This window comes from Thalassospira sp. MCCC 1A01428 (assembly GCF_002115825.1).
In the GTDB taxonomy this organism is placed as follows: Bacteria; Pseudomonadota; Alphaproteobacteria; order Rhodospirillales; family Thalassospiraceae; genus Thalassospira.
In genome coordinates this window covers 1-13,516 of the sequence record NZ_JFJZ01000005.1, presented here as the reverse complement: position 1 = coordinate 13,516, position 13,516 = coordinate 1, and the positions used below count along the sequence as shown (strand labels likewise).

At 50.9% G+C, this 13,516-nt stretch carries 11 protein-coding genes; 9 read left to right on the top strand and 2 right to left on the bottom strand.

What is annotated here, in order from left to right:
• Positions 1-188: 188 nt before the first annotated feature.
• The 6 genes from THS27_RS05820 (at position 189) to THS27_RS05795 (ending at position 7,595) form a co-directional block, all read left to right on the top strand.
• Complete coding sequence (locus THS27_RS05820) at positions 189-941, top strand: phasin family protein (protein ID WP_085588815.1); 753 nt, start codon at positions 189-191, stop codon at positions 939-941.
• Between the two features lie 314 nt (positions 942-1,255).
• Positions 1,256-1,582, top strand: a complete 327-nt coding sequence (clpS, locus tag THS27_RS05815; protein WP_085588813.1) for an ATP-dependent Clp protease adapter ClpS — start codon at positions 1,256-1,258, stop codon at positions 1,580-1,582.
• Positions 1,583-1,588: 6 nt separating this feature from the next.
• Positions 1,589-3,907, top strand: a complete 2,319-nt coding sequence (gene clpA, locus THS27_RS05810) for an ATP-dependent Clp protease ATP-binding subunit ClpA (RefSeq protein ID WP_085588811.1) — start codon at positions 1,589-1,591, stop codon at positions 3,905-3,907.
• 211 nt (positions 3,908-4,118) lie between these two features.
• Positions 4,119-4,589 carry a hypothetical protein gene (locus tag THS27_RS05805; protein ID WP_246832857.1) on the top strand — a complete coding sequence of 157 codons (471 nt, stop codon included), beginning with the start codon at positions 4,119-4,121 and terminating at the stop codon, positions 4,587-4,589.
• Positions 4,590-5,281: 692 nt separating this feature from the next.
• Positions 5,282-5,899, top strand: a complete 618-nt coding sequence (locus tag THS27_RS05800) for a hypothetical protein (protein ID WP_085588807.1) — start codon at positions 5,282-5,284, stop codon at positions 5,897-5,899.
• A 13-nt stretch (positions 5,900-5,912) separates the two neighbouring features.
• Positions 5,913-7,595: a methyl-accepting chemotaxis protein gene (locus tag THS27_RS05795; RefSeq protein ID WP_085588805.1), complete on the top strand. Its 1,683-nt coding sequence runs from the start codon at positions 5,913-5,915 to the stop codon at positions 7,593-7,595.
• 135 nt (positions 7,596-7,730) lie between these two features.
• On the opposite strand, the gene THS27_RS05790 is transcribed toward THS27_RS05795, so the two are convergent.
• Positions 7,731-8,882: a GNAT family N-acetyltransferase gene (locus tag THS27_RS05790; protein ID WP_246832856.1), complete on the bottom strand. Its 1,152-nt coding sequence runs from the start codon at positions 8,880-8,882 to the stop codon at positions 7,731-7,733.
• A 195-nt stretch (positions 8,883-9,077) separates the two neighbouring features.
• Here THS27_RS05790 and serA point away from each other — a divergent pair, with 195 nt between their 5' ends.
• Both serA and THS27_RS05780 read left to right on the top strand, forming a co-directional pair.
• Positions 9,078-10,316, top strand: a complete 1,239-nt coding sequence (serA, locus tag THS27_RS05785; RefSeq protein ID WP_371455214.1) for a phosphoglycerate dehydrogenase — start codon at positions 9,078-9,080, stop codon at positions 10,314-10,316.
• Between the two features lie 227 nt (positions 10,317-10,543).
• A complete protein-coding gene (locus THS27_RS05780) occupies positions 10,544-11,605 on the top strand; it encodes an ElyC/SanA/YdcF family protein (protein ID WP_085588799.1) in 1,062 nt (353 codons plus the stop codon).
• Between the two features lie 76 nt (positions 11,606-11,681).
• Here the strand turns inward: THS27_RS05780 and aat are convergent, their stop codons facing one another.
• Entirely contained in the window at positions 11,682-12,338 is a 657-nt protein-coding gene (gene aat / locus THS27_RS05775) for a leucyl/phenylalanyl-tRNA--protein transferase (RefSeq protein ID WP_085588797.1), read from the bottom strand.
• Between the two features lie 324 nt (positions 12,339-12,662).
• Here aat and THS27_RS05770 point away from each other — a divergent pair, with 324 nt between their 5' ends.
• Positions 12,663-13,439 (top strand): hypothetical protein, encoded by a 777-nt coding sequence (locus THS27_RS05770; RefSeq protein ID WP_085588795.1) that lies wholly within the window; start codon positions 12,663-12,665, stop codon positions 13,437-13,439.
• The last annotated feature ends 77 nt before the right edge of the window (positions 13,440-13,516 follow it).

Below are 13,516 nucleotides of genomic sequence, written 5' to 3'. Positions count from 1 at the left end.
CTGCGCCAGCGGCAACCGCAAGCAAACCTGCTGCTTCCGCGGCGAGGAAAACTCCGGCTTCGTCTGCAAAGACACCAGCAAAGGCAGCATCGCGACCGCAACGTGCCGCTGCTGCCGGGGCAAGCAAGCCTGCTGAAAAATCGGCAAATGTTACTGCCGCCAAAGAGACTGGGGCGGCATCCGATAGCGTGGCAAAATCCGCTGAAACCGTGAAGTCGGCAACTGCGAAGCAGGCCGAGGTTGCAAAGGCAACCGCAACCAGCGCAACGCAGGCCGCAACAGCGGCGGTAAACAAGGCTGCCGAACAGGCGCCCAAGGCCCCTGAAATTATTGCGCCGGTAACCGCCGAAATGGTGACGCCGGTGAGCAAGGTAGAAGTAAGTCTTGATGATTCTGCCGCGAACGACACGGTAAAGGTTACTCAAAAGGTCGAAGCTGAAATTCCTGTGCCTTTGGTTCCGGTGTCGCAGCTTTTTGAAGCCTGGCAGTCTGATGATGTTGTTAAAATGATCACATCGGCACAAGAAGCCGCAAACGAAGCATTTGCCAGTTTGGTTGATGCCGTATCAGACCAGACCGACCTTTATTCTGATGCCGGTTCACATTTTACCAGCCAGTATGAAGACTTGTTCCAGTCACATTTCGCCAACTGGGACGGCATGATGCAGGCATCGTCAAAAATGGTGGAAACCGGTGGACTTCTGAGTAAGGAGTGGATGGCCTGGATGCAGCGCGAGCTTGATGCCGCGCAGTCGGATGTCGAGGCTCTTTCCAAAGTAGAAAAAATTGAAGATGTGCAGGAAGTCAATTCCCGTATCGTCAAGCGGATGGTCGATGGTGCCCTTGAAGAACATTCCCGTATTCAGGAAATCTGGCTGGGTATGTGGAATGATGGTGTGTCATTGATCGGGAAAAGCTGGGAAAACAAAGCTGCCGGCTGACACGGCATTTGCCACGAAATAATATACCGCGCACAGCTGGTTTCATGCTGTGCGGAAAAGATGTCTAACAGGGCGGGTGCGGTCGATGATCGCGCCCGTTTTATGCATTTGGGCCAGAACGCAGCGTTCACAATTTGGTGTTGCTTCGGGCGGCCAAGTTTCACTTCTGCATCTTGCGTCGCCGCATTCGCACCTTACATGACATGTAAATGAGTAATGTTTTCGTGGACTGAGTTTACGGGGCTTTGAAACAGAGGCATGTTGACCTATCATGTTTTACAAAGCGCAACAAAAAGGATTCCGGTTAGCAGGTTATGAGTGATCAGGGCAATCAGGGTGACGGCCTCCCGACCACGGGAGTGGTAACTAAGACACGGCCGAAAACCAAAAAACCGGCAATGTACAAGGTGTTGTTGCTCAATGATGACTACACGCCGATGGAATTTGTCGTTCTCGTCCTGGAACAATTCTTTGGAAAGGGACGGGAAGAAGCGACGGCAATCATGTTGCAGGTTCATCGCAAGGGCGTAGGGATTTGTGGCGTGTTTACCTATGAAATCGCTGAAACCAAGGTCAATCAGGTGATGGACCTGGCACGCCAGAACCAGCACCCGTTGCAGTGCACGATAGAGAAGGAGTAGTCATACATGCTCTCGCGTAATCTGGAAGAAAGCCTGCACCGTGCGCTTGCATATGCATCCGAACGGCGACACGAATATGCAACGCTGGAACATTTGCTGCTATCGCTGACCGAAGATCAGGATGCGATCGCTGTGTTCAAGGCATGCCGGGTTGATGTTGACCGGTTGCGCAATGAATTGCGTGATTTCGCCGACAGCGAACTTTCGGGCCTGATCAGCGCCCGTCTGGTTGACCCCAAGCCGACAGCCGGTTTTCAACGTGTTATTCAGCGTGCTGCCATTCACGTTCAGTCTTCGGGCCGCGAAGAGGTAACGGGTGCCAATGTTCTGGTTGCCCTGTTTTCCGAACGTGAATCCCATGCGGTGTATTACCTGCAATTGCAGGATATGACGCGGCTGGATGCGGTGAACTATATTTCGCATGGCATTGCCAAAACGCCTGAGCTTAATGAACGTCGTATTCCGCGCGGCGCCGAAGAAGACCTGGGTGCCACTGGCGCACAGGATGCCGACGAGCCAGGTGCGGCCAAGGAAGGCGAAGCGCTAAAGGCTTATTGCGTTAATTTGAATGTTAAGGCGCAAAAAGGCAAAATTGATCCGCTGATTGGCCGGCAGAGCGAAATTGACCGCACCATTCAGGTTTTGTGCCGCAGAACCAAAAATAATCCGCTTTATGTTGGTGACCCGGGGGTTGGTAAAACCGCCATTGCTGAAGGGCTTGCCAAACGTATTGTTGATGGTGATGTGCCGGAAGTTTTGTTGGGTGCGACGATCTTTGCCCTTGATATGGGTTCGCTTTTGGCAGGTACGCGCTATCGCGGGGATTTTGAAGAACGGCTGAAGGCTGTCGTCAAGGAGCTGGACGAGCATGATAATGCCGTGCTGTTCATTGACGAAATTCATACTGTGATTGGGGCCGGTGCCACATCAGGCGGGGCGATGGATGCGTCCAACCTTTTGAAACCTGCCCTTGCCAGTGGCGCATTGCGGTGCATCGGGTCGACGACTTACAAGGAATTCCGGGGTCATTTTGAAAAAGACCGCGCCCTTGTGCGTCGTTTTCAGAAAATAGATGTTGATGAACCATCGCTGGAAGATACCATCAAGATTCTCAAGGGTCTGAAGCCTTATTACGAAGAACATCATCACGTAAAATACACCAACGAAGCTATTCGGTCGGCGGTTGAGCTGGCGTCACGCTATATTAACGACCGCAAGCGCCCTGATAGTGCGATTGATGTAATTGACGAGGTTGGTGCATCGCGGATGCTGGTGGCCCCCAGCAAGCGCAAACGCACGATCAGCAAGCGTGATGTCGAGGAAATTGTTGCCAAAATCGCCCGTATTCCGGCCAAGTCGGTATCAAGTGATGACCGCAAGGCATTGCAAAATATTGAACGTGACCTGAAAACGGTGGTGTTTGGTCAGGATAAAGCCATCGAGGCCCTTTCAAGCGCGATCAAGCTGGCCCGTGCCGGTTTGCGCGAGCCTGAAAAGCCGATTGGGTCTTATCTGTTTTCCGGCCCGACCGGGGTTGGTAAAACCGAAGTTACCAAACAGCTGGCCCATGTTATGGGGATCGAGTTTGTGCGGTTCGACATGTCCGAATATATGGAACGCCATAGTGTCTCGCGTCTGATTGGCGCGCCTCCTGGGTATGTCGGCTTTGATCAGGGTGGTCTTTTAACTGATGCCGTCGATCAGCATCCCCATGCGGTGGTGCTGCTTGATGAAATTGAAAAAGCCCATCCCGACCTGTTCAATATCCTGCTGCAGGTAATGGATCACGGCAAGCTGACGGATAATAACGGTAAGACTGTTGATTTCCGTAATATTGTGCTGGTGATGACCACCAATGCCGGTGCATCGGATATGGCGAAACCCGCCATCGGATTTATGCGGGACCAGCGTATTGGCGAGGATGAAGAGGCGATCAAGCGTACCTTTAGCCCTGAATTCCGCAACCGTCTGGATGCGGTTATTCCGTTCACCCATCTGCAAGCAGACGTTGTCAAGATGGTCGTGGATAAGTTCATTTTGCAGCTTGAAGTTCAGCTGGCGGATCGCAATGTCTCTATCGAGCTGACAGAGGCTGCGCGCACTTGGCTTGCTGATCGTGGCTATGATCCGGCGTTTGGTGCCCGTCCCCTTGGTCGGGTTATCCAGGAGCATGTTAAAAAGCCGCTGGCCGAAGAGTTGCTGTTTGGCAAACTTGAAAAGGGTGGTTCTGTTCTGGTCGATATCGAGAATGACGGTGTTGTTTTTCGGTTCCCCGATTATCAGTCAGGTAAAAGTGAAACCCGTGACCCGGAAATGGTTGAATAGGATTTGAGCCTGATTTCAAAGGGTTTAACTGTTCAGGCTTGCTATCGGGCCATAGCATAGTATCTTGGGATGCATCCGGTCTTTCGTTTGGGCCGGATGCATTTTCAATTAAGGATTGTTCCGGCAGTTTATGAATTCATCGACACAAAAACAAAAAACTAAAGAGGTCGAGCATTTTCTGTCGCAGTTGGAAAAGCGCGGGCGCATTTTAGTGTCGATTGCAGCTGAGCTCGAGGTAATGGCCGATGCAACAGACGTTACCCGTTATCGCCCGTTTCGCGAACAGGTCGATAATTTTAAGGCATTGTCATTGATTCTTTCTGAACGGCTGGCGGCCCTTGATGCGCATCCCCGAAAGGATGAACTGGAATCGCAGTTTCATAAATTGCAGGTTCTGATGTTGCGACTGGTGATTAAAACCAGCCTTAAGTTCTTTTTTGTGATGAGCGCCAAGGCGTTTTTGCCTTTGGGGTCACGTGAGCTGTTCCAGAGCGAGCTTCGGACATTGTATGAAGCTGAAAAAATGCTCTCTGATCCGCGTTACAAAAGTGACCTTGATGAAAGTGCCCAGGATGATCTGGATATGGCCAAGGATATCCTTGAGGAAATCATCCAGCACGCGCCGACACTTTTGAATTTTGGCAAAAAATCATCGACGGCTAAAAAGAAGAAGTTTCGTTAATTTGTACGCTATCTTGTAAGTATTCCAATCCGATCGTGTGGGGTGGGGTATGGCTTAGCCTATACCAGATATAGGCGGTTTTTTTAGGTGATAACGCAATATCCGCAGAATGCGAATTTAATTTGAAAGATCAAAGACAGTAGCGAGTTGCTGTTTTCGCGTGCTTTGGTGGGGATTTTCATCGCGTTAGAAGAGTGTCGTTGAGAATTTTCGCAAAATGGGGAAGTGAATTTCGCAAATTGCAAAGATTTTTTTTCAAATTGCGAATCTGGACCATATCCTCCGAAGGTATTACTACTCTATACCGCTAAAATCAGCGAAATTTTAATTTTCCAAAACTGGCACGGCACCTGCATAGGTTATAGCGGACAGTTGTTCTGTGCAGGGGCGCGCTACGGTGCGCCTGGAACAACGTAATCTTCTGCAGTTTGCTCGTGTCCCAACCAAAACTTAGCGGCGATTTCGTATCGCCGCTTTTTTCTTGCCCGAAATTAGGGCGGGCAGACACAACGGCACGATATTTTCCCCATCATAATAGAGCACTCCCCAAATTAGGATGTTACGGCATTATTCTTTTCGTATAGGTTGCTGCTATACCAAATGGCAATTTTTATGCGAGTTGCCCTGTTAATTTTGCGCTTGAACCCAAGTTATAAAGAGATGGCGCGTCAAAGAATGGCAAAGGAAGTGCGATGAAGCGATTTAGTAAGTCCCATTGGGCGCTGGCGGCAGGCGCGACAGCGTTGCTTATAGCGAATGGTGCTTTGGCCAAGCAGGCCTCGCCGGGCGCGCCGGAGCAACTAATTGATGCAACTGTTATTTCAGCCGTACGCGAGTGGCTTACCAATCCGGTGGTCGAAATATCGGTGAAGGGCCAGAACAAGCGCAACCAAAACCTGTCACAGGTCGATATTGATGCCGCCGACAAGGAATGGCGCACCGAGCGCGAAGCCGAAGACCAGCCGATTATTGCGGCGGTCTTGACTAATCCTTTATCGGGATACCTGACCCAGATTCAGGCGCGCTCTGGCGGACTTTATAGCGAAATATTCGTTATGGATGCACACGGTCTTAATGTCGGGCAAAGCGCTATCACGTCGGATTTCTGGCAAGGTGATGAAGCGAAATTTCAAAAAACCTATCCGCAGGGGGCGACGGCGGTTTTTATCGACGAAGCCGAATATAACGAGGCCGCCGATAACTGGCGCTCGCAGCTTAATATGACGCTGGCAGATAGTGCCGGTGTGCCGATGGGGGCTGTGACAATCGAAATCAATCTTACCGAACTTGCGCGCCGCAAGGGCCTTTAAGGGATCAAGTGTTATGATGTACATAAAGAATATGCTTATTCCAACCAAACTTGCGGCATGTTTTGCGGTAATTATTGCCGTTATTTTATGTGTCGGCGGGGCAGGATTAAATGCGATGCGCCTGGTGCAGAATGCAAGCAAAGGCACGGCGCAACTGACAAGTATCGAAGAAAATTTCACCGATATTGATCGTTATTATCGAACTGCCCGGCAGGAAATGACCTATTTTCTGACCACAGGTGACAGAAGCGGATTGACGGCCTATCGCGAAGCAGTTGATTTGACCGACAAAAGTGTGGCGCAGTTGATGGAAACCGCCACCAGTGATACCGAAATTCGCCGGCTGGCCAGCGAAATGGAAGCTGCGATTGATGGCTGGGAAGAAATTGCCAATCGTCAGGCGCAACTGATGCGTCAGTATCTTACAGTAAACCATGCCCGCGCAATTGAAGCATCAGGTGAACCCCGTGCGTTGGCCCTTAAAGCCACCGAGGCCGCCCATCAACTGGAAGATTATATCGACCAGTCACGTGATGGGCTGGAGCAAAACCAGAACGACGCCATGAGAGCATTTGTGATCACCCTCGTTGTTGGTGTGATTGCCCTGGTGACGATTGCGGTTTTGTTTGCAACGATATTGTCGCGCATGATTGCAACGCCGATCCGCGATATGACAGCTGCCATGGGTAAACTTGCCGCTGGCGACGTTAATGTTCAAATTGCAAAAATGAAACGTACCGATGAGGTAGGTGATATGTCGCGGGCATTGCAGGTGTTTCGTGAAAATGCTGCCGAGCGACTGCGTCTTTCTGAACAGGAACGTATCGAAGCGCAACGTCAGCTGGAGCGGAGCCGCAAGATGGGTGAACTTTCCGACCAGTTTGATCGCCAGATCAGCGAAGTCCTTAACACTGTAACAATGGCCCTTGGTGAAGTACGTGGTGCATCCGAGCAGTTGTCAGATCATTCTGCACGCGCCAACGACCATGCCCAAAGTGTTGCCGAGCAGGCCGAGGAATCAACTGCAAATATCGAAACTGTGGCAACAGCAACGACACAGCTTTCGTCCTCGATTAACGAAATTTCGCATCAGATTTCACAGGTTACCGGTATTGCCCAGAAAGCCGTACGTGATACCGAGCAAACCAACCAGCGCGTATTACAGCTTAACGAAGCTGCGCAAAGTGTTGGCGAAGTGGTGAACCTGATTAGCGATATTGCCAATCAAACCAACCTTTTGGCTTTGAACGCAACCATTGAGTCAGCCCGCGCCGGAGAAGCCGGAAAGGGATTTGCCGTGGTTGCAGGCGAGGTTAAAAATCTGGCGGCACAAACTGCACGTGCGACCGAACAGATTACGATCAAGATTACGGAAATGCAGTCTGAAACCGGTGCGGCAGCAGCGGCAGTTCGTACCTTTGCCGAGACCATTCGCAATATCGAGGGGTTGATGGCCGTGGTTGCCAGCGCGGTTGAGGAACAGGGTGCTGCAACTCACGAAATTTCACGCAGCGTCGATGGCGTTGCTAATGGTAACCAGCAAATCAACAGTGCGGTAAGCAGTGTGGCACGGTCTGCTACCCAAAGCGGTGAACTTTCAAACGGGCAGCTTGGCTGTGTGGGGCGTTTGTCAGCTGCGAACGATCAGTTGCTGGAGCATGTTCAGGGCTTTCTTGATGAAGTGCGCAAAGTCTAGTGTGGCTGTTCGTTGAGGATGCCGGGACTCTTTGATTGAAACCGGTCAATCCGGTCTTGGAAACAGATGTCATGACGATAAAGGACCGGGGTGAAGTGCCCTGGTCCTTTTTACGTGTGGTACCCGTCGTTTGTGTTAATTGTCTTGCCGGTAGGGGCTGTGTTCGTCCTTGATAAACAGGCTGTCCTGTTCGATCCCGGCACGTTCCTGATCCAGAAATTGCGCAATGGCTGCGCGTAGCCCTTCATGACGCAAAAAATGGGCAGAATGGGTTAGTACCGGTTCATAGCCACGCTGAATTTTATGTTCGCCCTGGGCGCCAGCTTCAACGGTTTCAAGTTTGCGCTCAATTGCAAGGTCGATGGCCTGATAATAACAGGTTTCAAAATGCAGCATGGGTGTGCGGTCAATGCTGCCCCAATTGCGTCCATAGAGTGTTTTCTCGCCGATCAGGTTTAACGCCCCGGCAACAATGTTGCCATCGTGTGAAGCGGTGACAAGTACGACATTGTCGCGTAGCCGGTCGTGTAGCAGGTCGAAAAAGTCGCGGGTTAGATAGGCTTCACCCCATTTTCGATCTGTTGTGTCACGGTAAAATTCAAAAAAACGGTCCCAGTGAACGGTTTTCAAATCGTCACCGGACAGGGCCGCAAAGCTGTATCCCGCTTCGACAACCTGGCGGCGTTCTTTGCGAATGTTTTTGCGCTTGCGCGAGTTTAGGGCACCTAGAAAGTCGTCAAAACTTTCATATCCACGGTTTTTCCAGTGATATTGAATGCCGACACGCGGCAAAAACCCGTTCTCAGCCATGATCCGGCTTTCATCTTCACTGCAAAAGGTAACATGAACACCCGAAAGCCCCAGTTGCGCGGGCAGGGCGGCAAGACCTTGCGCAAGGGCCTTGCGAATGTCGTTGGGGGCAGGGTGGTCTGCCCGTACCAGCAGGCGAGGGCCCGGCACCGGAGAAAAAGGCACTGCCGATTGCAGTTTGGGGTAATATTTGCCGCCGGCCCGCTGAAAGGCATCGGCCCAGGCCCAGTCAAACACATATTCACCGTATGAATGACCTTTGACATAAAGGGGGGCGACCCCGACAATCGTGCCATCATCGTCGGTGCAGATAATATGAAACGGCTGCCACCCGGTATCGGCATGGGCCGATTGGCTGTCTTCCATGGCAGATAAAAACGCAAAGCTGACAAACGGATTGGCCGACCCTGCACAGGCATCCCATGCCTCGGCCCCGATCTGATGGATATCGGTGGCGGTTTTTAACTCTATTGGCAATTTTTTCCCCATTGGCAGACGGCAGGCTGACCCGTATGGAACCTACGCAGAACCCGGTATATGCGTTCAAAAGATAGGCGCAATGCGTATATGTGCAAGGGAAAGCCTTTGACCTCGCGGCAAGTTGGTCCTATTTCATGAACGGCTTGGGAAAAACCCCAGCATATTCTTCGAAGAAAAGGATGGTACGCCGTGATCAGCAAGCTTTCGTTGGAGAAGGACAAAATTAAAATTGTTCTGCTCGAAGGTATCCATGAAAATGCTGTTAAAATGTTTCGGGAGGCCGGCTATTCAAATGTCGACCTGTATCCCGCGGCTCTTGACGCTGACGAACTGAAATCTGTCGTCTCCGAGGCGCATTTTCTTGGTATACGATCCCGCACCAAACTGACGGAAGAAATTATTGATGCCGCGCCGAAACTGACATCGATCGGTTGTTTTTGTATCGGTACCAATCAGGTTAATCTGACGGCCGCCGCCATGCGTGGCATTCCGGTATTTAACGCACCCTATTCCAATACCCGTTCGGTCGCGGAACTGGTGCTGGGCCAGATTATTATGCTGATGCGCGGTATTCCGCAGCGCAATGCATCGGCTCATGCCGGTGGCTGGCTTAAAAATGCCAAAGGCTCGTTCGAGGCGCGCGGCAAAACGTTGGGCATCATCGGATATGGTCATATTGGATCGCAGCTTTCAGTGCTGGCCGAATCGCTGGGGATGAATGTTGTTTATTATGACGTGATCAACAAGCTGGCGATGGGCAATGCAACCTCATGTGTCAGCATGGACGATCTTTTGGCACGTTCGGATGTTGTTTCGCTGCATGTTCCGGCAAACGATCAGACCAAAAACATGATTACGTCGGTTGAACTGGGCAAAATGAAGCCTGGGGCCCATTTCATTAATGCTGCACGCGGGAATGTTGTTGTCATTGAAGATCTGGCCGCTGCCCTTGAAAGTGGTCATCTGGCCGGTGCCGCGATTGATGTCTTCCCGGTGGAGCCGGCAGGCAAGGATGAACAGTTTGAAAGCCCGCTTCGCGGGATGACCAACGTGATCCTGACCCCGCATATCGGTGGTTCAACCCAGGAAGCGCAGGAAAATATCGGTATCGAAGTGGCCGACAAGCTGATTACCTATTCCGATAACGGTTCCACCCTTGGTGCGGTTAACTTCCCCGAAGTGGCCTTGCCGGTTAAAAACCGTAATCATACCCGTTTCATGCATATCCATCGTAACGTTCCGGGCGTTTTGTCGAAAATCAACGATGTGTTTGCCACCCGTGGCATGAACATTTCCGGGCAGTATTTGCGCTCTGAAGGCGGGGTTGGTTATGTTGTCGTCGAAGTTGACGACGAAATTAAACCGGGCCTTGGGATTCGCAAGGAACTTGAAGCCATCAATGGCACCTTGCGTGTCCGCTTCCTGATCTAGGACTCCGGAAATTAAATTGATAATAAGGGGCGGGGCCATTTGGTTTCGCCCCTTTCTTTTTAACCAGGCAAAGTCAGTGGACTTGTTAAATGGCTTCAGAATAATACCAGTTGATACCACATTCGGAGTTCGGTCAGAAAAATCTAATATTTGGTATTCAAAAGGTATTTCTTTTGTGCTTCTGTTTTGATGTGTGAATTGGACATGTCAAACAACAGGGTACAAAAATGAACCTAAAAAAAGCAATCAGGGTTGGGCTTGCCGCGATGATGTTGGCGGGCATTCCGTTTTCGTCGGTACTGGCCGCCGGGCAAACCGATGCTGCGCGCATTCGCGAGCTGGTTGATACCGGCATGCATTATTACTGGTCAGGCGGTGACGTTAAAAAAGCCGAGGCCGAGGTGTTTAAGGGAATTACCCTTCATGGCCGTTATGATGTGGTTGAACAGGCCTTTGCCGAGGCCTCAGCCTTGTCACCCGAGCGGCTTGACTTTCGCTATGCTGTTGCTTCGGCGCGTATTCTTCAAAAGAATATCGATGGCGCGATTGAAACCTATACCGGTATTACCCGCGTCGATCCGAACGCCTTTAATGCCTATGCGTGGCTTGCCGCCCTTGCGCATATTCGCAATGATGATGCTGCCTATCATAATTACATGGATGCGTTGGCGGGTATTAACCGGGAAAAGGCAAATGCTTTTCGCAAACGTTTTGATCGCGCCGATACCATAATGTCTATGGCCCCCAATCAGGATGTGCCAGCATTGGCGCATCATACGACCATCGTGATTTTGGGATATGCACTGGCCGAGGATGGCAGCATGCGTCCGCCTTTGATGCAACGGCTTGAAATGGGGCTGGCCGCGGCCAAAAGGAACCCTGATGCTTATGTGATGGTTACCGGTGGTCAACCGCAGGCCGGAGTTACCGAAGGTGACATGATGATGCGCTGGCTGGTGGACCAGGGTGTTGCCCGTGGCCGGATTATTCTGGAAGACAAATCCAAGGATACCGTTGGCAATATGTTGAATATTGCCAACCTGTTACATCGTCATACGGCCGATGATGTGATTTTGGTGACCAGTGCCAGCCATATGCGGCGCGCACAAACTGTACTGGAAGATGCCCTGGCGCAATATGACATCGATGCACCGGTACATCCGCTTATCGCTCTTGATTTCGATAGTATGGAAGAGGCAGCAAAAGTTAGCGATAGTGAAAAGCTGGTTGTTTATCGGGATTTGCTGCGTGTTGCAGGCATTTGGGCATTTCCGGGTTTGCAGCAGTAATTTTGCGTGACAGCCGATAAATTAGTGACGGTAACGGATTTTAACTTTCCGGCCATGTCTGTGGACATGGCCGGGGTTATGTCGTCGGGTAAGGTTTTTCGCACAATACGGCTTCAAGCGCTTCCTGATCGGCCTGGAAGGGCAGGCTGGACCGCCCGGTCAGTGCATTGGCAAGTTTGGTGCGGTATTTTTCCCGTGAAATTTCAACAACGCCAAACTGTTTTAAGTGATCATTCACAAATTGGGTATCAAGCAATTGATAACCGCCCTGGCGCATCAAGGCGACCAGATGTACCAGTGCCACCTTGGATGCATTGGTTGCGCGCGAAAACATGCTTTCGCCAAAAAAGGCCTGGCCGAGACTAACCCCGTATAATCCGCCGACCAGTTCACCGTCTTTCCAGGCTTCAATCGAATGGGCGCATCCCATTTCGTGCAGGTGGCAATAGGCCTCGCGGATACTGGCATTGATCCATGTTTCTTCGCGTGTATTTGTCGTTGCGGCACAGGCGGCAATGGTTCCTGAAAAATTGGCATCAACACGTATGGTAAAATCACCCCGCCTAACAACCTTTCGCAGGCTGCGGGGGACGTGAAAACCATCTAGCGGAATTACCCCGCGCCATTCCGGATCAATCCAGTACAGGGTTGGGTCATCGTGGCTTTCAGCCATGGGAAACAACCCCACAGAATAGGCGCGGATCAAAAGTTCTGGTGTCAGATGATTAGACATGATCGCCGAAATGATCGCATATCCTGATTTCGCGGGCAGGCGGATCCTGCCAGTCGCATATTTTCATATGTGTATCGAGCTTACCGTAACAAGCGCAAGGCCGATCTCTATCTATATAGGTCGATTGTCTGACCCGGGATGAAACAAACTTTAAACACGGATTGTTGGTGACAGGGTATCGTGGCTGGTAAGCTGAAACCCTCATCTGCCCACCATTGTCAGTTTTGGTAGAAAGTAAGCATCCATTTTTTTATTTCAGATTGTTGGTTTTCTGATTTAAGCGTACAATAATGTTAAATTGTATTTATATATTGAGGGGTTGATATGAAACTTTTGCAGTCGTTCGGTGTTGCCGTTCTGGTTGCTTCGGCGTTTGTTGGTGTTTATCGACCAACCTTGGCGCAGGCACAGATTGCGCCGGTAAACGCACAGTTTCCGCCTGCGTTGCGTGCAGCTATTTTGTCAGGCAATAGCGATGCCATTGTTGCTGCAATAAATACTTTAAGTGCGGGTAATCCCACTTTGGCGGCAAACCTGGCCGCGCAAACGGCCAGCTTTGCCGAAAGCATGGTTGCAACCAACCCCCAGGCTGCACTTGCGACAACGCAAGCTGCCCTGTCGGTTGCCTCTCGTGCCGATGTTCAAGCGGCGGCACCACAACAAGCAATGAACATTGCATCCGTGTCTTCGCGCATTGTGGCTAATCCTGCTGTTCAGTTCGCCAGCCCGTCAGGGGTTGCGACGGCAACAATGGTAATGGTGCGTATTGTTTCCATTCCTTCCGTTTTTGCAACCTCACGCACGGCAGGCGTCGCAATTGTTAAGTCGTCGCTTGATGTGGCAAAGGCGCTGCCATCTACAAATGCCACGCAGGTGGGTGAAGTCCGTCAGTCCGTTCAGGATTTGTTTAACAACACCGAGATTATGTTGAGTTCACCGGAATTGATGCAGTTATCGGCAGATGAAGCTGCTCGTAATGATACATTGTCAGTGAACACGAACGGTTTGGGGAGCAATCTTGTGGGGCCATTTCAGGGAACGACTGACAGTCAAGCGCCTGAACCCGAGTCTGAAGCACAAAATAATGCCTCGCCGACTTGAACATGGGTTTCATATTGTTGAAAGTCGGCGGTTTAATTTAGCTTGATGTAAAAAAAACGGGGACCAATGGGTCCCCG

What these genes read in the sequence shown, in the direction of transcription:
- clpS (WP_085588813.1), top strand. Translation starts at nt 1,256, where the DNA reads ATGAGTGATCAGGGCAATCAGGGTGACGGCCTCCCGACCACGGGAGTG.
- clpA (WP_085588811.1), top strand. Translation starts at nt 1,589, where the DNA reads ATGCTCTCGCGTAATCTGGAAGAAAGCCTGCACCGTGCGCTTGCATAT.
- THS27_RS05800 (WP_085588807.1), top strand. Translation starts at nt 5,282, where the DNA reads ATGAAGCGATTTAGTAAGTCCCATTGGGCGCTGGCGGCAGGCGCGACA.
- THS27_RS05795 (WP_085588805.1), top strand. Translation starts at nt 5,913, where the DNA reads ATGATGTACATAAAGAATATGCTTATTCCAACCAAACTTGCGGCATGT.
- THS27_RS05780 (WP_085588799.1), top strand. Translation starts at nt 10,544, where the DNA reads ATGAACCTAAAAAAAGCAATCAGGGTTGGGCTTGCCGCGATGATGTTG.
- aat (WP_085588797.1), bottom strand. Translation starts at nt 12,338, where the DNA reads ATGTCTAATCATCTGACACCAGAACTTTTGATCCGCGCCTATTCTGTG.
- THS27_RS05770 (WP_085588795.1), top strand. Translation starts at nt 12,663, where the DNA reads ATGAAACTTTTGCAGTCGTTCGGTGTTGCCGTTCTGGTTGCTTCGGCG.